Origin of the sequence: Pseudomonas sp. P9_31, from assembly GCF_034008235.1 — a bacterium.
In the GTDB taxonomy this organism is placed as follows: domain Bacteria; phylum Pseudomonadota; class Gammaproteobacteria; order Pseudomonadales; family Pseudomonadaceae; genus Aquipseudomonas.
Window position 1 is genome coordinate 4959312 of the sequence record NZ_CP125375.1, and the last position, 19631, is coordinate 4978942.

The following is a 19631-nucleotide window of genomic DNA, read 5'->3' on the forward strand; positions in this document are numbered from 1 at the left end:
TTCAGTAACAGTACTTCTGCGCCACAAGCGCTCATATTGGTTCTTAGGGATTGAATAATGAAAAAAGCATTGCTGACCCTTTCTGCACTGGCGTTGTGCATGGCTGCCGGCTCCGCGCTGGCCAAGGAATACAAAGAATTGCGTTTTGGCGTTGACCCTTCCTACGCGCCGTTCGAGTCCAAAGCAGCCGATGGCAGCCTGGTAGGCTTCGACATCGACCTGGGCAATGCGATCTGCGCCGAGCTGAAGGTCAAGTGCAAGTGGGTCGAAAGCGATTTCGACGGCATGATTCCGGGCCTCAAGGCCAATAAATTCGACGGTGTGATCTCTTCGATGACCGTCACCCCCGCCCGCGAAAAAGTCATCGACTTCTCCAGCGAGCTGTTCTCCGGCCCAACCGCTTACGTGTTCAAGAAAGGTTCCGGCCTGACCGAAGACGTCGCCTCGCTGAAGGGTAAAACCGTAGGCTACGAGCAAGGCACCATCCAGGAAGCGTACGCCAAAGCCGTTCTGGACAAGGCTGGCGTGAAAACCCAGGCCTATCAGAACCAGGATCAGGTGTATTCCGACCTGACTTCCGGTCGCCTCGATGCGGCGATCCAGGACATGCTGCAGGCCGAACTGGGCTTCTTGAAGTCACCAAAAGGCACCGATTACGAAATCAGCAAGCCGGTGGACAGCGAATTGCTGCCAGCCAAAACAGCGATCGGTATCTCTAAAGGTAACAAAGACCTCAAGGCACTTTTGGATAAAGGTATCAAAGCGTTACACGACGATGGCACCTACGCCACCATTCAGAAGAAACACTTTGGCGATCTGAATCTGTACAGCGGCAAGTAATGCCCGGCGCCCATCTCGCGATGGGCGCTTTTTTTATCCGATCAGGTTGCTGATTTATGTTCGAAACCCTATTACAAAATCTGGGGCTCTCCGCCTTCAGCCTCAAGGGCTTCGGTCCTTTGTTGATGGAAGGCACCTGGATGACCATCAAATTATCGGTGTTGTCGCTCTTGGTAGCCGTCTTGCTCGGCTTGCTGGGCGCCAGTGCCAAACTGTCCAAAGTCAAACTGGTGCGCGTGCCGGCGCAGGTCTACACCACGCTGATTCGCGGCGTGCCGGATCTGGTGCTGATGCTGTTGATTTTCTACAGCCTGCAAACCTGGCTGACGTCGCTCACCGACTTCATGGAATGGGAATACATCGAGATCAACCCGTTCAGCGCCGGGGTCATTACCCTGGGCTTTATCTATGGCGCGTACTTCACCGAAACCTTTCGCGGGGCGATCCTTGCCGTGCCACGGGGTCAGGTCGAAGCCGCAACCGCTTATGGCCTCAAGCGTGGCCAGCGCTTCTGGATCGTGGTGTTCCCGCAAATGATGCGTTTTGCCCTGCCGGGTATCGGCAATAACTGGATGGTGATGCTCAAGGCCACTGCGCTGGTGTCGATCATCGGCCTCGCCGACCTGGTCAAAGCTGCTCAGGACGCCGGCAAAAGCACCTATCAACTGTTCTACTTCCTGGTGTTGGCCGCGGTGATTTACCTGCTGATCACCAGCGCCTCCAATTTCGTCCTGCGCAAACTTGAACGCCGCTACGCCGCCGGCTCCCGGGAGGCCGTACGATGATCGAACTCTTGCAGGATTACTGGAAGCCCTTCCTTTATACCGACGGTTACCACATCACCGGCCTGGCCATGACCATGTGGTTGCTCAGCGCGTCGATCTTCATCGGTTTTCTGGTGTCGATCCCGCTGTCCATCGCCAGGGTTTCACCCAAGGTCTACGTCCGCTGGCCAGTGCAGTTCTACACCTACCTGTTTCGCGGGACGCCGCTGTATATCCAGTTGCTGATTTGCTACACCGGGATTTACAGCCTGGCCGCCGTGCGCGCCCAACCGGTACTGGATGCGTTCTTTCGCGATGCGATGAACTGCACCATCCTGGCCTTCGCCCTGAACACCTGCGCCTACACCACGGAGATCTTCGCCGGGGCGATTCGCAGCATGGCGCACGGTGAAGTCGAGGCGGCCAAGGCTTACGGTCTGTCGGGCTGGAAGCTCTATGCCTACGTGATCATGCCGTCAGCCCTGCGTCGTTCGTTGCCTTATTACAGCAACGAAGTGATTCTGATGCTGCACTCGACCACCGTGGCGTTCACCGCGACCATCCCGGATGTCCTGAAAGTCGCTCGTGATGCGAACTCCGCGACCTTTCTGACCTTTCAGTCGTTCGGCATCGCCGCGCTGATCTACCTGACCGTTACCTTTGCGCTGGTCGGCCTGTTCCGCCTCGCCGAACGCCGATGGCTGGCCTTCCTCGGGCCGACTCACTAGGACAATTCGTACATGCGCCACCAGATTCATGACCTGCTGGCCCCTCTGCCGGGGACCGTGCGACAGATTCACAGCTTCCACTTCGGCCCCCAGGCGGCCAAAGGCAAGATCTACATCCAGTCCTCCCTGCACGCCGATGAACTGCCCGGCATGCTGGTGGCCTGGCACCTCAAGCAACGTCTGGCGGAGCTGGAAGCCGCTGGCCGGTTGCGCAGCGAAATCGTGCTGGTGCCCGTGGCCAACCCGGTTGGCCTGGAACAAGTGTTGATGGACGTTCCACTGGGCCGCTACGAGCTGGAAAGCGGGCAGAACTTCAATCGCTGGTTCGTCGACTTGAGTGAAGAAGTCGGCTACGAGATCGAAGGTCTGCTCGGCGGCGACCCGCAACGCAACCTTGAACTGATCCGCGACAGCCTGCGCAAGGCTTTGACGCGGCAGACCGCCGCCACTCAACTGCAATCCCAACGCTTGACCCTGCAACGGCTGGCCTGCGATGCGGACATGGTGCTGGACCTGCATTGCGATTTCGAAGCCGTCGCGCACCTCTACACCACACCCGAGGCCTGGCCTCAGGTCGAGCCGCTGGCGCGGTACATCGGTGCCGAAGCCAGCCTGCTGGCCACCGATTCGGGCGGCCAGTCGTTCGACGAATGCTTCACCCTGCTCTGGTGGCAGTTGAAGGAGCGCTTCGGCGAACACTTCGATATTCCGCTGGGCAGTTTTTCGGTCACCGTCGAATTGCGCGGTCAGGGCGACGTCAATCACCCGCTGGCCAGCCTCGATTGCCAGGCCCTGATCGACTATCTGATTTACTTCGGTGCGATTGCCGGTGAGCCGGCGCCATTACCGGAACTGCCCTACCCGGCCACGCCGCTGGCCGGGGTCGAACCGGTGTCGACACCCGTGGGCGGATTGCTGGTGTTCACGGCCCTGCCCGGGGAATACCTGGAGGCCGGGCAACTGATCGCCGAAGTCATCGACCCTATCAATGATCGCGTCACCCCCGTTCATTGCACCGCCGCCGGGCTGATGTACGCCCGTTCGCTGCGGCGCATGGCCACTGCCGGCATGGTGATCGCCCACGTCGCGGGCACCGAAGCCTATCGCAGCGGCTACCTACTTTCGCCTTGAGGATGCATGTCCCATGTACAAATTGACCATCGAAGACCTGCATAAAAGCTACGGCGATCATAAGGTGCTCAAAGGCGTTTCGCTCAAGGCCAAGACCGGTGACGTCATCAGCCTGATCGGCGCCAGCGGCTCAGGCAAAAGCACCTTTTTGCGCTGCATCAACTTTCTCGAACAACCCAACGACGGCACCATGAGCCTCGACGGCCAGAACATCCGCATGGTCAAGGATCGCCATGGCATCCACGTGGCCGACCCCGATGAGTTGCAACGGCTGCGCACCCGCCTGGCCATGGTGTTCCAGCACTTCAACCTGTGGAGCCACATGACGGTGCTGGAAAACATCACCATGGCCCCGCGACGGGTGCTCGGTTGCAGCAAGGCAGAAGCCGAGGACCGTGCCCGACGTTACCTCGACAAGGTTGGCCTGGCGGCGCGTGTGGCGGATCAGTACCCGGCGTTCCTGTCGGGTGGCCAGCAACAACGGGTAGCCATTGCCCGCGCGCTGGCCATGGAACCGGAAGTCATGCTGTTCGACGAACCGACCTCGGCGCTGGACCCGGAACTGGTGGGCGAAGTGCTCAAGGTGATCCAGGGTCTGGCCGAAGAAGGCCGGACCATGATCATGGTCACCCACGAAATGAGCTTCGCCCGCAAGGTCTCGAGCCAGGTGCTGTTCCTGCACCAGGGGCTGGTGGAAGAAGAAGGTGCGCCGGAAGACGTGCTGGGCAATCCGAAGAGTGAGCGGTTGAAGCAGTTCTTGAGCGGCAACCTGAAATAAAAATATCGCAGGTTTCGCCCACGGCTACAGATCGCTCTGTAGAAACTGGCGAAGCCTGCGATCTTTTGATCTGGCTTTTCGGCTGTGAAATCTCGCAACCCACCAAAGATCGTCCGAACGCGGCCCGAACCTTCGGCAGCGCCTACAGGGGCGGATTTCAGCGACAGGCCTTAGACCACAGGCGCGGGAGGCGGCTCATCCGGCAGGGTGGGCTCTCCGGGTTCTGTCGGATCTTCGTTGGGGGTGTCGGGATCAGGCTGATGGGGAATGCCCCCTGCCATGCTGACGGGCGGATGTGCCAACAAGGACCAGGCCAGCACGCCAACCTGATTGGGTTCAAGCCTTGCCAGTTCGGCACTTATTCGCGGATCGATCTTCATGAAGCACTCCTGAGCGATGGCCCGATCCGCCTTGCGCGAATCGGAGCAGTACACCCCATAGAGTGTACGCTCGCTCAGGAATTCCAACGGGTTGTCAGACGGTTGACTCAGGTCCGCGGCAGGGTCACGCCGCGCTGGCCCTGGTACTTGCCGCCACGGTCCTTGTAGGAAACTTCGCACTCTTCGTCCGACTCAAGGAACAACATCTGCGCCACGCCTTCGTTCGCGTAGATTTTCGCCGGCAGATTGGTGGTGTTGGAGAACTCCAGGGTCACGTGACCTTCCCACTCAGGCTCGAGCGGCGTGACGTTGACGATGATGCCGCAACGCGCGTAGGTGCTTTTCCCCAGGCAAATGGTCAATACGTTACGCGGGATGCGGAAGTATTCGACGGTGCTGGCCAGAGCGAAGGAGTTCGGCGGAATGATGCACACGTCGCTGTGGATGTCGACGAAGCTGCCAGCATCGAAGTTTTTCGGGTCGACGATCGCCGAATTGATGTTGGTAAACACCTTGAAGTGATTGGTGCAACGCACATCGTAGCCGTAGCTGGACACGCCGTAGGAGATCACACGGCTATCGTCGCTGCCGCGCACCTGGCGCTCGACGAAAGGCTCGATCATGCCGTGTTCCTGCGCCATGCGGCGAATCCACTTGTCCGATTTGATGCTCATGGCGGGTGTCCTGAATAGCGAGGTGGAAAAATTCTGTCCGGCATCTTACCGGGCAGGCGCTCCGGGTTCAAAGTCCGGGAGACAATTCTCGCCGATCCCCCGTGAATTCCGGGCCGTCACCGTTGTACGACGCACCGTCAGTCATGAAAACAGAGAAACCTTCGCAAGAACCATTGGCACGTTCCGGAAAAAGGGTTAAGGTGGCGCCACTGTGCTGCTTGTGTCACTGAGAATCTCTACACGATATGTTGAATTTCGATCCAACCATCTACAAGAATTTTTCCTGCTCTTTGCACTCAGTCTCGGCCAGGGTTCTTCCTGAGTCGCAGTTATCTTTGTTCAAGGAGTTACACCATGTCTAATCGCCAAACCGGTACCGTTAAGTGGTTCAACGATGAAAAAGGCTTCGGCTTCATCACTCCACAATCCGGTGACGACCTGTTCGTTCACTTCAAAGCTATCCAATCCGACGGCTTCAAAAGCCTGAAAGAAGGCCAACAGGTTTCTTTCATCGCTACCCGCGGTCAGAAAGGCATGCAAGCTGAAGAAGTTCAAGTTATCTAACTTGTAACTGCTTTAGTAAAAAGCCCCGCCCTTAAAAGCGGGGCTTTTTTGTGGGCGTCTATTTCCCCCTTACACCCACCGCTTGTCATCTATAAGATTCGCCGCCTGAAAAAACCACATGGAAGCAGCAGGATGCAATTCACACAATGGACGTCGCTGGGCGCAACGCTGATTGCACTTGCACTCCCCCTCTCGGCTCACGCCGATACTCCCCACCCCGATCATCCGACGATCATTATCGGCATGAACCCTCACGCAACGTATATCGGCAAAGGCCCGGAAATACAGGGCGTTCCCCAGGCCCAGTTGAGAGCTGCGGCATTGCTGACGCTCTCCACAGCGCATGCCTGCGGCAGCAACGAGGTCTACCTCACACCAGAATCGGTGGGCGTTCCCAATGAATCGTTTGGCAGGCTCCTCGACGAAGTTCAGCAACTGATCGACGATGAAACCCCACTGCTGCTGACGCTTTCGGAGTGCGACGGCAAACGGGCCTTTTTCGAAAAGGTGCGCCCCTGCACGCCAGAAGAATGCAGCGCACTGACGGCATCACTGGTGGACGGCAAGCTGTATCTGGATGAGCAATATGCGCCAACAACAAAGGGCCAGGCCTCTTATTTCTTGCCGATGCCGCTGACCTACGACAGCAAGCGCAAGGCCTGGCACGCCAAGGTCTTTTACGTCGAATCAGGCACCGTGCGTCGCGACTACTTCGTCGACGCCAAGGACTTTGTTTCAGGCAAGCCCGTCCTTGATTCGAAAACCTACTACCCAGACAAAAAAATCGGCCAAACCTTCAAGTACGACATGAACGGCAAGCGTCAGGGCGAAATGCTGACCTACTCAGACAGCGGCATTGTCACTAAACGCGCCCATTACTTGAACGATGAACTGGATGGCTGGGAAACCACCTACCACGATAACGGCAAGAAATCAGAGTCCTACAACTGGCACTCGGGCCAGCGGGTGGACGGTGAGTATTTGGAATATGACGAAAACGGCGCAGTGATCGGTCGCGTCAGCTATCGCAACGATGTACTGGACGGTCCAATTTTCGGCTACTACCCCGACGGCACGATCGAGCATCGCGGCCAGTTCGTCGACGGAAAAAAGGTTGGCCCAAGCCTTTCTTACTACCCGGACGGCACGCTACAAAGCAGCGGGGACTATGTCGACAACAAGCCCTTGGGCTGGCATATCCAGTACCACCCCAATGGAAAAGAGAAACAGAAGGACTTCAACGACGAACAAAACGTGCAGCGTAGTTACGCAACATGGACCGATCAGGGCGTGCAAACCGTGCAATGGCAGTGGGATGAACAACACCGCGAGCAAGGTGACTTCAAAGAGTGGTATGGCACTGGCCAACTCAAGGATCACAAGATCTACAAGGACGGAAAGCTTGAGGGCACTGCCCTCACCTGGTACGAAAGTGGTCAGATGAATTCGTCAGCGGAATACAAGGACGGTCTCCAACAGGGCGTCAGCCGTTTCTGGGGGCCGGACGGCCGCTTGAGTGCTGAATGTCACTACGACGCCGGTGTCCGCCAAGGCGAATGCACGAGCCTTTAACTGAGCACGCGACACGCTAATAAAACCTCGCCCTCAAAAGCATTTTTTATGCTGAGTGTTTTGTGTGGCAAAAAAAGATCGCAGCCTTAAACAGCTCCTACAGGATGTACCTCAATCCTGCGCAGGAGCTGCCGAAGGCTGCGATCTTTCGAGCTTTCAGCGTGTTACCAGGCCACGCCAAACCCCGCCGTATAGCGAGTCTTGCTCAAGTCAGCATCCTCGGTACCACTGATGATGTCTTTCTCGGCCTTCAGGTTCAGCGACGCCCAATCGGTGACTTTGTAGCGCAGGCCGACCTCGGTATCGAGGGCGTAATCCGCCACGCCCGACAACGGCTTGCCAACTTCGCCGCTGGTGAAGAACTCGACCTTCTTGCCGATCAGGTAGCGGTTGTAGTTCCACTTCACGGCCAAGGAATAGAATTGATCCTTGCCACCATCCCTGTACTCATAATCCGTATGGTTGAGCAGGGATCCAAGAGAGAAAGCGCCCAATTCATCATCCCAGAACTGATAGCCGGGACCGGTACCGACCACGCGTTGACGGGACAGGTCTTCGACCTTGTCACGCTTGTAATTCAAACGCCCTTGCCAGAACCACTTCTCGGTGAGGAATCGGTCGAGAGAATACTCGGCACGCCAGTTGTCAGTGGTGACGACGTCATCCTGGAACTCGCGGTTGTACTCACCTTCCGCCGTATGACGCCATCGACCATGACGCGCGGTAGTCTTGAAGCCGACGTCATAATCATCCGTATCTTTTTCGGCCCGCCGATAATCCAGCGCCATATCAACATTACCTTTCCACACCAAATCCTCGACCACCGGTTTCGGCTTGAGGATCTGCTGGATACTCGCCAGCTCAACCGTCTTGGGCGTCTCGCCGTTGGCCAGGGTGACCTTGCCATCTTCTGCCGCGTGTAGCGCCTTGGCCTTTTCGCCGGTGTAGGCATCCTGTTTGACCAGCAACTGCTGATCGCTTTCCAGGGTTTTCACCTCTTTCCAGTCAATCGGCACCGCCCCGGCATATTGAGTCTGGATCAATAGCTTGCCACCGTCGAACACGGTGATTTTGCCACTCAACTTGTCACCGTTCTTCAACCACACGGTGTCGGCGAGCAGGGGAGTGGAAGCACTGACGACAGCGAGGCACAGCAAGGTTCTGGACAACATAAGCGAATGGATGGCTCAACTTTGCGAAAAAAAGTCGGCATTATTCTTACGAATAGGGCCCTAGCAAGCACTGACCCGACTATTTCTATTGAGTTCAGTTCTCAACGGCCGATCCAGGATTTACCCTACAGACGGTCAATACGCATTTTTCAGGAAGCCCGGGACGTGACCGACTCAACCGCTGAAACCGAAAGCGCGGCGCAAATCCGACGCACGGCGCTCTACCTGACCCTGGCGCAAGTACCCGAGGGCAAAGTCGTGAGTTATGGCCAGCTTGCCGAGCTGGCGGGACTGGGCCGTGCCGCCCGCTGGGTCGGGCGAACATTGAGCCAACTGCCCGGCGACACTAAATTGCCCTGGCACCGTGTGCTGGCTGCCGGCGGTCGGATCAGCCTGCCTGTGGGCAGCCCTTCGGGGGATGAACAACGGGCCCGGTTGCGCATGGAAGGCATCAGTATCCTGAACAATCGTGTTGATATTCAGCGCCATGGCTGGCGCCCGGTAGAGCACAGCGGTTAGAGTGCGCGCTTTGTTTCCGTAACTCTTGAGGCAGACTCCAGCCCATGCCCCGTAAAACCTGGCGCGCCGCGCTCGCCGCCTATGCCAGCCCTTCGACGCTCGTGTTGTTGCTGCTTGGTTTCGCCGCCGGCCTGCCCTACATGCTGGTGTTTTCGACGCTTTCAGTCTGGCTGCGCGAGGCCGGTGTTGCCCGCGAAACCATCGGCTACGCAAGCCTGATCGGCCTGGCCTACGCCTTTAAATGGGTCTGGTCCCCGCTGCTCGACCAATGGCGCCTGCCACTGCTCGGTAAGCTGGGTCGACGACGTTCCTGGCTGGTTCTGGCCCAGGCACTGGTGATCCTCGGCCTGATCGGCATGGGTTTCTGCGACCCGCAAAAGCACCTGTCCTGGCTGATCGCCATCGCCGTGATCGTCGCTTTCGCCTCCGCGACGCAAGACATCGCCGTCGACGCCTATCGCCTGGAAATCGCCGACGACACCCGCCAGGCTGCATTGGCGGCCAGCTACATGGCCGGTTATCGGGTCGCGGCCCTGCTGGCGACGGCCGGCGCACTGTTCTTCGCCGAAGGCTTCGGCTCCACCGGTTTCAACTACAAGCATGCGGCGTGGACAGGCACCTACGTGCTGTTCGGCATCTTGATGATCCCGGCGCTGCTGACCTCCCTGTTCATGCGCGAACCGCCGGTGCCACTGCGCACTCAGCTCCAGGCCGGCCGCTACAGCTTTGTGCACCAATTGGCGTCAGTGTTCGTGCTGATCGTGCTGCTGGTGTCCGTACCGGCCATGTTCACCCAGCTCTATAACACTGACTTCGCCAGCGTACTGTTCAACGGTGTAAGCCTGCTCGACCTGCTGCTCGAAGACCGCGCGTTCCTGCGAGCGATCCTCTATACCACGCTCACCACCCTGTGCCTGTCGGCCATGGGCCGCCGTGGCCTGGCGCCGGTGCTGACCCCGGTCAACGACTTCATTCTGCGTTACCGCTGGCAGGCGCTGCTGCTGCTCGGGCTGATCGCCACCTATCGGATGTCCGATACGGTCATGGGCGTGATGGCCAACGTGTTCTACATCGACCAGGGGTTCACCAAGGACCAGATTGCCAGTGTCAGCAAGGTTTTCGGCCTGATCATGACGCTGGTCGGTGCCGGCATGGGTGGCCTGCTGATCGTGCGCTTCGGCATTCTGCCCATCCTGTTCATCGGCGGCGCTGCATCGGCCGCCACCAACCTGTTGTTCCTGATGCTCACGGACATGGGGGCCAATCTGCAGATGCTGATCGTCACCATTTCGCTGGATAACTTCAGCTCGGGCCTGGCGACTTCGGCATTTGTCGCTTACCTGTCGAGCCTGACCAACCTCAAATTCTCCGCCACCCAGTACGCCCTGCTGAGCTCGATCATGCTCTTGCTGCCCCGCCTGATCGGCGGCTACTCAGGGGTTATGGTGGAAAAATTCGGTTATCACCAGTTCTTCCTGATCACCGCCCTGCTGGGCGTTCCGACCCTGCTGTTGATCGCCTTGCACTGGTTCCAGGAAAACCGCCGCGCAGGTCCGACACCGACGCCGGAACCGGTTCAGACTCCCGTCACGGAAGAATCGTAGGCTCTATTACGCAGCAAGCATGAGGGCGAGCGGATTCTCGCCCTCCAGCCACACAGCCGGCCGCACTCCTGTACGCCGGCAGATCTCGCCCGTACAATGCTCCGTCACTTCTCGATATCAGCAACCGACAACGGCCAACCATGCGCACCAGTCAATTTTTGCTCGCCACACAGAAAGAAACGCCTTCCGATGCGGTCGTCATCAGCCATCAGCTGATGCTGCGCGCCGGCATGATCCGCAAACTCGCCTCGGGCCTGTACACCTGGCTGCCCATGGGCTTGCGAGTGATGCGCAAGGTTGAAGCCATCGTGCGTGAAGAAATGAACGCCGCCGGCTCTCTCGAAGTGTTGATGCCGAGTACTCAACCGGCTGAGCTGTGGCAGGAATCCGGTCGCTGGGAAGAATACGGCCCGGAATTGCTGCGCTTCAAGGATCGCCATGGCCGCGACTTCTGCGCCGGCCCGACTCACGAAGAAGTCATCACCGACCTGATGCGTAACGAGTTGAGCAGCTACAAACAGCTGCCGATCAACCTGTATCAGATCCAGACCAAATTCCGTGATGAAATCCGCCCACGCTTCGGTTTGATGCGCGGCCGCGAATTCATCATGAAGGACGCCTACTCCTTCCACGCTGATCAGGCATCGCTGCAGATTACCTACGACCGCATGCACCAGGCGTACTGCAACGTGTTCACCCGCCTGGGCCTGAAATTCCGCCCGGTTGAAGCCGACAACGGCTCGATCGGCGGTGCCGGCTCCCACGAGTTCCACGTGCTGGCCGAATCCGGCGAAGACGACATCGTCTTCAGCAACGGTTCCGACTACGCAGCGAACATCGAAAAGGCCGAAGCCGTACCGCGCGAAACCACTCGTGCCGCGCCTACCGAAGAGCTGCGCCTGGTCGACACGCCGAACGCCAAGACCATTGCGCAACTGGTCGAAGGCTTCAATCTGCCGATCGAAAAGACCATCAAGACCCTGGTGGTGCACGCTGAAGAACAAGGCAAACTGATTGCCCTGATCATCCGTGGCGACCACGAGCTGAACGAAATCAAGGCCGCCAACCAACCTGGCGTTGCCAGCCCGCTGGTCATGGCTTCCGAAGCTGAACTGCGCGACGCCATTGGCGCCGGCGCCGGTTCTCTTGGCCCGTTGAACCTGCCTCTGCCGATCATCATCGACCGTTCCGTCGAGCTGATGAGCGACTTCGGCATTGGTGCCAACATCGACGACAAACACTACTTCGGCGTGAACTGGGAACGTGATCTGCCGGTTCCGACCGTCGCCGACCTGCGCAATGTCGTGGCCGGTGATCCGAGCCCTGACGGCAAAGGCACCCTGGAAATCAAGCGCGGCATCGAAGTCGGGCACATCTTCCAGCTGGGCAACAAGTACAGCAAAGCGATGAAGTGCGAAGTGCTGGGCGAGAACGGCAAGCCGGTCACCCTGGAAATGGGCTGCTATGGCATTGGCGTGTCTCGCGTGGTGGCCGCCGCCATCGAACAGAACAACGACGAGAACGGGATCATCTGGAGCGACGCTCTGGCTCCGTTCCAGGTTGCTCTGGTACCGCTGCGCTACGAAACCGAACAGGTTCGCGAAGCCACCGACAAGCTCTACGCAGAACTGACTGCCGCCGGCTTCGACGTGCTGCTGGACGACCGCGACAAGAAAACCAGCCCGGGCATCAAGTTCGCGGACATGGAGCTGATCGGCATTCCACACCGGATCGTGGTCAGTGACCGCGGCCTCGCCGACGGCAATCTGGAATACAAGAGCCGCACCGAGGCCGAGGCGCAAGCGCTGCCGGTCGCTGACGTGCTGTCTTTCCTCCAGGCCCGTATCCGCCGCTGAAACCAGATAGAGACGTCATGTTCAAGCGAAACACCTTAGGCCTCGGTGGCGCCGCCCTGTGCGGCGCCCTGCTGGTCAGCGGCTGTGCCAATCAGATGTCACAACGCAGCGAGCACGAGGAACGGGTCGAGCGCAAACTGCTCGATCACAGCCTGCAGATCGATGTCGGTGAGCCCAAGGTACTTGAGCTGCCGCAACGCCGGGTGAAAATCCACGAGCAAAAGACCTTCGAAGTCACCGAGTTCGAAGTCACGCGTCACTACGATCGCTACACACCTTACCAACCCTGGAGGGAGATCTACGAGATCCCACTGGGTGCGGTGGCGGTGGTGGCCGGTGTCGGTGCGAACGTGGTCAACGTGTTCGCCCTCGGCAATCTGCCGGACAGCGTGACGAAGGACTGGCTCAGCTATGGTTTCGCCGGGCTCAACCCGTTCATGAACGTGCAGTCCCATGGCCGGGCGCAACAGAACCTGGCGGGTATTGACGAAGTCCAGCGCGACAAGCGCACGGAATACTCGAGCCTGCCGTGGAGCGAGCGCCCGGTGCAGGTCAAGGCTGGCAAGAACACGTTCGAGCTGAGCACCGACCGCAACGGCGTGTTGCGCCTGAACCTGCTGGACAGCCCGTTCGCCGAGCATGACCTCAACCATCTGGACAAGCTGCAGATCAGTGTCGAGGACAACAAGGACGATGTGCACACCGACTCGTCCCTGGCGATCAGCAACACCTTGCGCGGCAAGCTGCTCGAAGCCCATGGGCTGATTTACGACGACCTCGAAGACGACGAAGTGAGCCAGTGGGTGCACCGGGTCAAACGCCTGTCGGAACTGGGTCTGGAAGAAGAAGCCAGTGAGCTGGAACAGAGCCTGATCGAACTGACCCGCAACGATCCCGAGTTGCAGGCCGAGTTCCTCAAGTCACTGACCAAGGATGCCGGGCGACTGGTGGCGGATCCGGGGCCGAATTGAACGCATAAAAGCATCGCGAGCAGGCTCGCTCCCACAGTTGACCGAGTTGTTCAGACGAACGCGGTCTAATGTGGGAGCGAGCCTGCTCGCGATGAGGCCCTTAAATTCCCCCCCAAACTACCGCTCAAACAACTCCAGCTGCTCAAACCCGCCCCGCAAATCCTCCAGCCTTACCCCAATCCCCAACAACCGCACCGGTTTCCCGCCGCGATTGAAGGCCTGGGTCAGCAGCAACTGATAACTCCCCAGATCCCGCCCTGCCCCGGCTTGCTCCAACGTGGTCTGGGTAAAATCATGAAATTTCACTTTGACGAACGGCTTACCCGGTCGATAGCTGCTGTCGATCCGAGCCATGCGGCCATTCAGGGACTCCAGTAACTCAGGCAATTTATCCAGACAACTCACCAGATCCGGCAGGTCCACGTCGTAGGTATTTTCGACGCTGATCGACTGCCGACGACTGTCGTTGTGCACCAGCCGCTCATCGATCCCACGGGCCAGGCTCCAGAGTCGCTCGCCGAAGCTGCCAAATTCTCGCACCAGCGCCAATTTGCTCCATTCGCGTAATTGCGAGCAATCGGCGATGCCGAGCTTGCCCAGTTTATCGGCGGTCACTTTGCCAACACCGTGCAGCTTGCTCACCGGCAAACCGCTGACAAAGTCCTCCACTTGATCCGGCGTGATCACGAACAAGCCGTTAGGCTTTTTCCAGTCACTGGCGATCTTGGCGAGAAACTTGTTCGGCGCCACACCGGCCGACACGGTGATGTGCAACTGGTTGGACACCCGACGACGAATGTCCTGGGCGATTCGCGTGGCGCTGCCGCCGAAATGCGCGCTGTCCGACACGTCGAGGTACGCCTCATCCAGGGAAAGCGGTTCGATCAGGTCGGTGTAATCGCGAAAGATCGTGTGAATTTCCTTCGACGCTTCTCTATAGGCTTCCATGCGCGGCTTGACGATGGTCAGGTCCGGGCACAACTTCAAGGCATGCCCGGAAGACATGGCCGAGCGTACGCCATAAGCCCGCGCTTCATAGTTGCAGGTGGCAATCACCCCACGCCGATCCGCCGAGCCGCCCACCGCCAATGGCTTACCGGCCAGGCGCGGGTCGTCCCGCATCTCGATGGCGGCGTAGAAGCAGTCACAATCGACGTGGATGATTTTTCGCTGCGTCATATAAAAGCGGTATTCATGGCGAAGAAATGAAGTATTGGCGAGTCGTACCGGCAGTATCTCACTGACACCTGTATATAGCACCAGTACTCTGAATGTTCTTTTCCTGTTGTGGGAAAAGTACCAGGAATTTATTCTCTCAATCGAAACCACTCTACCGATAGAGCTGCAGGCCTTGCCCCGCCTGCGTTTCAAGCCTTTCGCCACATCCCTTAACGCACCTAAGCACTTGAACAGGAACAGGTTTTTCAGGATTTAAGGTTGACAGCCCGGCGATCCTCTGTAGAATGCCGACACACAGACGCGGGATGGAGCAGTCTGGTAGCTCGTCGGGCTCATAACCCGAAGGTCGTCGGTTCAAATCCGGCTCCCGCAACCAAACATCAAAAAAGGCTACTCGAAAGAGTGGCCTTTTTTGTGCGCGCCTGTTTTATAAAGAAACAGCGGTCGATGCCTCACGGCACAGAAATAAGAAATCGTTCTGATTCCGAAACTTAGGCCTCCCCCGCGACCGTTCGCCGCTGATTCACGCTTATTTGATCTATCCTTGGATTAACGGTTGACACTCCGGCGTTCGCCTGTAGAATGCCGCCACACAGACGCGGGATGGAGCAGTCTGGTAGCTCGTCGGGCTCATAACCCGAAGGTCGTCGGTTCAAATCCGGCTCCCGCAACCAAACATCAGAAAAGGCTACTCGAAAGAGTGGCCTTTTTTGTATCTGCTGAAAAAGTCCTTTCGCAACAATGATCTGTCACTGTGTAGTGAGCCGTTCGGGATCGCCAGACTGTGAGTTCAGACCGGCTGAACCACAGACCAAAACCCTCTACGATTGGTGACGTGCCATCGCCGCTACCCGGTGAGACGCGTTAATATTTGTGATTATTTTTTTCTACAGGGATTGGTAACTTGGCTGGATACCCCCATCCTGTCGCGCACAATCCAAGAGGTGATTGATGCGCGCCAACTCGTCTGATCCACAAGACACTGTCACAGCGACACAACCGATCAAAGCCGAGCGCCTGCGCTTGCTCGATCGAATCAGCAAATACCGTCAACCCATCGGACTGGCGGTCACTTTGCTGTTGTTCGCTATCGCGCTGATTGCCTGTCGTCATCTGCTGAGCGAACTCGATCTGTACGCGCTGCACGACTCGATCCTGGAAGTGCCGAAACCGGCCTTGCTGGGTGCGTTCGGTGCGACCGTCATCGGTTTCATCATTCTGCTGGGCTATGAATGGTCAGCCAGCCGTTATGCCGGCGCGACGCTGGCGCCGCGAATACTGGCACTGGGCGGTTTTACCGCCTTCGCTATCGGCAATGCCATCGGTCTTTCGCTGCTGTCGGGCGGCTCGGTTCGCTACCGTTTATATGCACGTCATGGCGTGGGCGCTTCGGAAGTCGCGCATATGACGCTGTTTGCCAGCCTCTCGCTCGGTTGCGCCCTGCCGCCCCTGGCCGCCCTCGCCACGCTCAGCAACCTGCCTGCCGCCTCCGTGGCACTGGGCTTCTCCGAAACGTTGCTGGGCGCGATTGCAGTGGCCGTGCTGCTGCTCGCCACGGTATTGGCCATCGGTATCTATCGCCGTCGCCTGCCGGAACAGCCTTACCCGGACAACCTGCTGGTCAAGGTCGGCCGCCGCACCTTGCGCCTGCCAGGTCGTCGCCTGACCTTCCTGCAACTGGTCATCACTGCCCTGGACGTGGCCGCCGCCGCGACCGTGCTCTATCTGTTGCTGCCGGAAGCGCCACCCTTCGGTGCGTTCCTGCTGGTCTATCTATTGGCCCTGGCCGCTGGCGTGCTCAGCCATGTGCCGGGCGGTGTCGGGGTGTTCGAAGCGATTTTGCTGGCGGCCTTCGCCGACAAGCTCGGCGCCGCGCCACTGGCTGCCGCCCTGCTGCTCTACCGCCTGATCTACGTGGTGTTGCCACTGCTGGTGGCTTGCGTATTGCTGCTGGTCAACGAAGGCCAGCGCCTGTTTCAGACACGCCAGTCCCTGCGTGCCGCCTCTGGCCTGGCCGCGCCGATTCTGGCGGTGCTGGTGTTCCTGTCCGGCGTGGTGCTGCTGTTTTCCGGCGTGACGCCGGAAATCGATACCCGCCTTGAACACATCGGCTTTCTGATCCCCCATCGCCTGGTCGACGCCTCGCACTTCGGCGCCAGCCTGGTGGGCGTTCTCTGCCTGCTGCTGGCTCAGGGGCTGCGTCGCCGCCTGTCGGCCGCATGGATGCTGACCACCATTCTGTTGTTGGTCGGCGCGGTGCTCTCTCTGCTCAAAGGGTTCGACTGGGAAGAGGCCTGCCTGATGACCCTGACGGCGAGCTTGCTGGGGGTTTTCCGGCGCTCGTTCTACCGCCCCAGCCGCCTGACCGAAGTACCGTTTTCGCCGCTGTATCTAGTGTCCAGTCTCTGCGTACTCGGCGCGTCGATCTGGCTGCTGCTGTTCGCCTATCAGGACGTTCCCTACAGCCATCAACTCTGGTGGCAGTTCACCCTTGACGCCGATGCCCCGCGAGGCCTGCGCTCGCTGCTCGGCGCCGCGGTCCTGCTGGTGGTGGTGTCGCTGACCTGGTTGCTGCGCACTGCGCGCCCGGTGATCCATCTGCCAACGCCCGATGAACTGGACCGCGCGGTAAAGGTTCTCATGGCCTCCTCCCAACCGGATGGCGGCCTGGCCCTGACCGGTGACAAGGCGCTATTGTTTCACCCCAACGACGAGGCGTTTCTGATGTACGCCCGCCGCGGCCGCAGCCTGGTAGCGTTGTATGATCCAATCGGCCCGACCCAGCAACGGGCGGAAATGATCTGGCAGTTCCGTGACCTGTGCGATCTCCACCACGCCCGCCCTGTGTTCTATCAAGTGCGCGCCGAGAACCTGCCGTACTACATGGACATCGGCCTGAGCGCGATCAAGCTCGGCGAAGAAGCCCGGGTCGATCTCAAGCGTTTCGATCTCGAGGCCAAAGGCAAAGAGATGAAGGACCTGCGCTACACCTGGAATCGCGGCACCCGTGACGGCCTGTCGCTGGAGATCCATGAGCCGGGGCAAGCGCCGATGGACGAGCTCAAGGTGATTTCCGATGCCTGGCTGACCGGCAAGAATGTGCGCGAGAAAGGCTTCTCGCTCGGGCGTTTCAGTGATGACTACCTCAAGCACTTCCGTGTCGCGGTGATTCGTTTCGAAGGGCGCCCGGTGGCGTTCGCCAACTTGCTCGAAACCTACGGCCATGATCTGGCCAGCCTCGACCTGATGCGCGCACACCCCGACGCCCCCAAGTTGACCATGGAGTTCATGATGGTCGGCCTGATTCAACATTATAAAAATCATGGATACGCGCGTTTCAGCCTGGGCATGGTGCCGTTGTCGGGGTTGCAACCCCGGCGCGGCGCACCACTGACCCAGCGCCTGGGCTCGATGGTATTCCGCCGTGGTGAGCAGTTGTACAACTTCCAAGGTTTGCGCCGCTTCAAAGACAAGTTCCAGCCCGACTGGGAACCCCGTTATATGGCTGTGCCCGCCGGACTCGATCCGCTGGTGGCCCTGGCCGACACTGCTGCCCTGATTGCGGGCGGCTTGACTGGATTGGTGAAACGCTGATGATTCAACGCTCCCTGCGGTACGTACTGGCCACACTGGTAGTGCTGGCCCTGATTGTCGGTGGCGGTTACTGGTACCTCAAACGCCCGGCGCCAGAACCGACCCTCGAACTGCTGACGCCAGCCGATGGCGCCGCGATGACCCGCGTCATCCCCGGCACCACGCCGCGCGCCCAGGTGCTGGTGGCGGTCAATGAAGAGCAGAAGCTCAGCGACAAACAATTGATGACCCTGAGCCGCAGCGGCTCGGCGCAGATTGTTCAGGTGATTTTGCCCAAAGACTGCCTGCTGCAAAGCCGCGCATTGCAATCGGGTTTAAGAGAACTCAAAGGCCCGGCAACCCTGGTCAGCGGTATCGGCCCTGGCGCTGTACTGGCCTGGCGCTGGTTGTCCGAACAAAAGGACGACAAGACTCAGGCCATTTCGGTTGACCTGGCCCTGGAAAAACCCGGCTGCACTCACCTGCTGCCAAAAAGTGCCGCTCACGGCCACTGGCTGGTGGCCTGGAACGACAACCCGGACGACACCAGCGCCGGCTTCGTGCGCGACCAGCCCAATGCCGAAACCAGCATCAGCGACTACGACATCAACCTGCCGCAAGTGCTGAACAACGAACTGCGCAAAACCCTCGTCGGTGGCGATAAAGCCGCCGGCGGCCTGCAGATTCCGGTGGTCGAAGTGCCCGCCGGCCAAGCCAAGGACACCGTCACCCTGTTCCTCTCCGGTGACGGCGGCTGGCGCGACCTGGACCGCGATGTAGCGGGCGAGATGGCGAAGATCGGCTACCCGGTCGTCGGCATCGACACCCTGCGCTACTACTGGCAGCACAAGAGCCCGGAACAAAGCGCTCTGGACCTGACCGAACTGATGCAGCACTACCGGCAGAAATGGGGCACCAAGCGCTTCATCCTGACGGGCTACTCGTTCGGCGCGGACGTCCTGCCCGCCATCTACAACCGCCTGCCGGAAGCCGAACAACAGCGGATCGATGCAATCATCCTGCTGGCCTTCGCCCGCACCGGCAGCTTCGAGATCGAAGTCGAAGGCTGGCTCGGCAACGCCGGCAAAGAAGCCGCCACCGGCCCGGAAATGGCCAAGCTGCCGCCTGCAAAAGTGGTGTGCATCTACGGCGAGGAAGAAGTCGACGAGAGCGGCTGCACTGACAAGACTGCTGTGGGCGAGGCGATGAAACTGCCTGGCGGCCATCACTTCGACGAGAACTACCCGAAACTGGCCCAGCGCCTGGTCGATGCCATCGAGAAGCGTCAAGCGAAGGCGGCGGCTCAGGAGTGAGCTGAACCGCACT

Annotated in this window: 17 protein-coding genes and 2 tRNA genes; 15 read left to right on the forward strand and 4 right to left on the reverse strand. The window is 59.1% G+C overall.

The annotated features are described in order from the left end of the window. Positions 1–57: 57 nt before the first annotated feature. Genes QMK51_RS22380 through QMK51_RS22400 form a run of 5 tightly spaced genes read left to right on the forward strand, consistent with a single transcriptional unit; the run spans position 58 to position 4241 of the window. Complete coding sequence (locus QMK51_RS22380) at positions 58–840, forward strand: transporter substrate-binding domain-containing protein (protein WP_258697277.1); 783 nt, start codon at positions 58–60, stop codon at positions 838–840. Positions 841–896: 56 nt separating this feature from the next. Beyond that, entirely contained in the window at positions 897–1625 is a 729-nt protein-coding gene (locus QMK51_RS22385; RefSeq protein WP_258697278.1) for an ABC transporter permease, read from the forward strand. Further along, the gene (locus tag QMK51_RS22390) at positions 1622–2332 is read left to right on the forward strand and encodes an ABC transporter permease (protein WP_258697279.1); all 711 of its coding nucleotides are present in this window, start codon (positions 1622–1624) and stop codon (positions 2330–2332) included. The genes QMK51_RS22385 and QMK51_RS22390 overlap by 4 nt, the downstream gene beginning before the upstream one ends. Before the next feature lie 12 nt (positions 2333–2344). Beyond that, a complete protein-coding gene (locus QMK51_RS22395) occupies positions 2345–3463 on the forward strand; it encodes a M14 family metallopeptidase (RefSeq protein ID WP_320391932.1) in 1119 nt (372 codons plus the stop codon). A gap of 13 nt (positions 3464–3476) precedes the next feature. Beyond that, positions 3477–4241 (forward strand): ABC transporter ATP-binding protein, encoded by a 765-nt coding sequence (locus QMK51_RS22400; RefSeq protein ID WP_320391933.1) that lies wholly within the window; start codon positions 3477–3479, stop codon positions 4239–4241. Between the two features lie 170 nt (positions 4242–4411). On the opposite strand, the gene QMK51_RS22405 is transcribed toward QMK51_RS22400, so the two are convergent. Together QMK51_RS22405 and dcd are read right to left on the reverse strand one after the other, a co-directional pair. Continuing rightward, positions 4412–4621 (reverse strand): hypothetical protein, encoded by a 210-nt coding sequence (locus QMK51_RS22405; protein WP_019580966.1) that lies wholly within the window; start codon positions 4619–4621, stop codon positions 4412–4414. Positions 4622–4728: 107 nt separating this feature from the next. Then, positions 4729–5295: a dCTP deaminase gene (gene dcd, locus QMK51_RS22410; RefSeq protein ID WP_007904652.1), complete on the reverse strand. Its 567-nt coding sequence runs from the start codon at positions 5293–5295 to the stop codon at positions 4729–4731. Positions 5296–5649: 354 nt separating this feature from the next. Here dcd and QMK51_RS22415 point away from each other — a divergent pair, with 354 nt between their 5' ends. Further along, positions 5650–5859: a cold-shock protein gene (locus tag QMK51_RS22415; protein WP_002554837.1), complete on the forward strand. Its 210-nt coding sequence runs from the start codon at positions 5650–5652 to the stop codon at positions 5857–5859. A 48-nt stretch (positions 5860–5907) separates the two neighbouring features. Next, a complete protein-coding gene (locus QMK51_RS22420) occupies positions 5908–7431 on the forward strand; it encodes a toxin-antitoxin system YwqK family antitoxin (RefSeq protein ID WP_320391939.1) in 1524 nt (507 codons plus the stop codon). Positions 7432–7595: 164 nt separating this feature from the next. Here the strand turns inward: QMK51_RS22420 and QMK51_RS22425 are convergent, their stop codons facing one another. Further along, on the reverse strand, positions 7596–8603 hold the full coding sequence (locus QMK51_RS22425; RefSeq protein WP_320391941.1) for a DUF481 domain-containing protein: 1008 nt from the start codon (positions 8601–8603) through the stop codon (positions 7596–7598). Positions 8604–8768: 165 nt separating this feature from the next. Here QMK51_RS22425 and QMK51_RS22430 point away from each other — a divergent pair, with 165 nt between their 5' ends. The 4 genes from QMK51_RS22430 (at position 8769) to QMK51_RS22445 (ending at position 13553) form a co-directional block, all read left to right on the forward strand. Beyond that, complete coding sequence (locus QMK51_RS22430) at positions 8769–9122, forward strand: MGMT family protein (RefSeq protein ID WP_258697284.1); 354 nt, start codon at positions 8769–8771, stop codon at positions 9120–9122. Positions 9123–9166: 44 nt separating this feature from the next. Beyond that, the gene (locus tag QMK51_RS22435) at positions 9167–10726 is read left to right on the forward strand and encodes an AmpG family muropeptide MFS transporter (RefSeq protein ID WP_320391943.1); all 1560 of its coding nucleotides are present in this window, start codon (positions 9167–9169) and stop codon (positions 10724–10726) included. 140 nt (positions 10727–10866) lie between these two features. Beyond that, entirely contained in the window at positions 10867–12582 is a 1716-nt protein-coding gene (locus tag QMK51_RS22440; protein WP_320391945.1) for a proline--tRNA ligase, read from the forward strand. Between the two features lie 17 nt (positions 12583–12599). Further along, positions 12600–13553 (forward strand): hypothetical protein, encoded by a 954-nt coding sequence (locus QMK51_RS22445; protein WP_320391947.1) that lies wholly within the window; start codon positions 12600–12602, stop codon positions 13551–13553. A 117-nt stretch (positions 13554–13670) separates the two neighbouring features. Here QMK51_RS22445 and dinB read toward each other — a convergent pair whose 3' ends face one another. After that, positions 13671–14732 (reverse strand): DNA polymerase IV, encoded by a 1062-nt coding sequence (dinB, locus tag QMK51_RS22450; protein ID WP_258697288.1) that lies wholly within the window; start codon positions 14730–14732, stop codon positions 13671–13673. A gap of 299 nt (positions 14733–15031) precedes the next feature. Between dinB and QMK51_RS22455 the strand changes: the two genes are divergently transcribed. From QMK51_RS22455 to QMK51_RS22470, 4 genes are all read left to right on the forward strand, one after another. Continuing rightward, positions 15032–15108, forward strand: a tRNA-Met gene (locus QMK51_RS22455). Positions 15109–15329: 221 nt separating this feature from the next. After that, positions 15330–15406: transfer RNA gene (locus tag QMK51_RS22460), tRNA-Met, on the forward strand. Positions 15407–15683: 277 nt separating this feature from the next. After that, positions 15684–18326, forward strand: coding sequence for a bifunctional lysylphosphatidylglycerol flippase/synthetase MprF (mprF, locus tag QMK51_RS22465; protein ID WP_320391949.1), 2643 nt, complete (start codon positions 15684–15686; stop codon positions 18324–18326). Next, complete coding sequence (locus QMK51_RS22470) at positions 18326–19618, forward strand: virulence factor family protein (RefSeq protein ID WP_320391951.1); 1293 nt, start codon at positions 18326–18328, stop codon at positions 19616–19618. Before mprF ends, QMK51_RS22470 begins: the two co-directional genes overlap by 1 nt. The last annotated feature ends 13 nt before the right edge of the window (positions 19619–19631 follow it).

Coding starts and splice junctions, on each gene's coding strand:
- QMK51_RS22395 (WP_320391932.1), top strand. CDS start 2,345: ATGCGCCACCAGATTCATGACCTGCTGGCCCCTCTGCCGGGGACCGTG.
- QMK51_RS22380 (WP_258697277.1), top strand. CDS start 58: ATGAAAAAAGCATTGCTGACCCTTTCTGCACTGGCGTTGTGCATGGCT.
- QMK51_RS22445 (WP_320391947.1), top strand. CDS start 12,600: ATGTTCAAGCGAAACACCTTAGGCCTCGGTGGCGCCGCCCTGTGCGGC.
- QMK51_RS22385 (WP_258697278.1), top strand. CDS start 897: ATGTTCGAAACCCTATTACAAAATCTGGGGCTCTCCGCCTTCAGCCTC.
- QMK51_RS22470 (WP_320391951.1), top strand. CDS start 18,326: ATGATTCAACGCTCCCTGCGGTACGTACTGGCCACACTGGTAGTGCTG.
- QMK51_RS22440 (WP_320391945.1), top strand. CDS start 10,867: ATGCGCACCAGTCAATTTTTGCTCGCCACACAGAAAGAAACGCCTTCC.
- dcd (WP_007904652.1), bottom strand. CDS start 5,295: ATGAGCATCAAATCGGACAAGTGGATTCGCCGCATGGCGCAGGAACAC.
- mprF (WP_320391949.1), top strand. CDS start 15,684: ATGCGCGCCAACTCGTCTGATCCACAAGACACTGTCACAGCGACACAA.
- QMK51_RS22390 (WP_258697279.1), top strand. CDS start 1,622: ATGATCGAACTCTTGCAGGATTACTGGAAGCCCTTCCTTTATACCGAC.
- QMK51_RS22405 (WP_019580966.1), bottom strand. CDS start 4,621: ATGAAGATCGATCCGCGAATAAGTGCCGAACTGGCAAGGCTTGAACCC.
- QMK51_RS22435 (WP_320391943.1), top strand. CDS start 9,167: ATGCCCCGTAAAACCTGGCGCGCCGCGCTCGCCGCCTATGCCAGCCCT.
- QMK51_RS22425 (WP_320391941.1), bottom strand. CDS start 8,603: ATGTTGTCCAGAACCTTGCTGTGCCTCGCTGTCGTCAGTGCTTCCACT.
- dinB (WP_258697288.1), bottom strand. CDS start 14,732: ATGACGCAGCGAAAAATCATCCACGTCGATTGTGACTGCTTCTACGCC.
- QMK51_RS22400 (WP_320391933.1), top strand. CDS start 3,477: ATGTACAAATTGACCATCGAAGACCTGCATAAAAGCTACGGCGATCAT.
- QMK51_RS22415 (WP_002554837.1), top strand. CDS start 5,650: ATGTCTAATCGCCAAACCGGTACCGTTAAGTGGTTCAACGATGAAAAA.